Origin of the sequence: Mesorhizobium sp. M1142, assembly GCF_040318565.1 — a bacterium.
Classification (GTDB): domain Bacteria; phylum Pseudomonadota; class Alphaproteobacteria; order Rhizobiales; family Rhizobiaceae; genus Mesorhizobium.
On record NZ_JAMYMK010000087.1, the window covers coordinates 1 to 555 of the forward strand.

Here is a 555-nt window from a genome sequence, read left to right on the forward strand (position 1 = left end):
TGGACACCTCGAACTACCGGCATTTCCAGAGTGGGTGGTGCGACAATGAGGTTGCGAACAGCCTGACGCGCGGCGGGGGCTGGATTTCGGTCGTTGGGGCTGATGCTGGTTGCCGATTTCGGCATCGCGGCGGCGTTTTCCGCCGCTCTCGCCGTCAGGCGAACGCAGTTCGCCGTTGGTGCCAGACGAAGCGGGTGAGATTGTAGGCGAGGTTGGCCATGCCGATCTTGGTGCAAGCGCGAGCGATGCCAATCGTGCGGACAAACAGGCCCATGCGGGATTTCTGCTGCGCGAAGACGTGCTCGACGAAAGCGCGGATCTTTGAGCGCCGGCCATTGGCCCGTGCCATCGCCTCGCTCATCGGCCGGCCTTTCGGCTTCTTGTGATGAATGTCGGAGACGTAGCCGTTCTTGTCCAGCCACGCCTCATTCTTCTTCGAGCGATAGGCGGTGTCGGCCCATACCGTCGAGCCGGTGTTGTTCTTGTCCAGCACGTTGCGAAGCTGCGCCCCGTCCCAAGCCGAGGCGCCGGTGACGTTCCAGCCGCGGATGAAGC

The 555-nt window shown here is 63.1% G+C and carries 1 protein-coding gene; it reads right to left on the reverse strand.

Features of this window, described 5'->3' with window-relative positions; translation table 11 throughout:
* Window positions 1–154 precede the first annotated feature (154 nt).
* The coding region (locus tag NKH42_RS31195) for a transposase (RefSeq protein ID WP_352974850.1) at window positions 155–555 on the reverse strand (401 nt) is incomplete at its 5' end.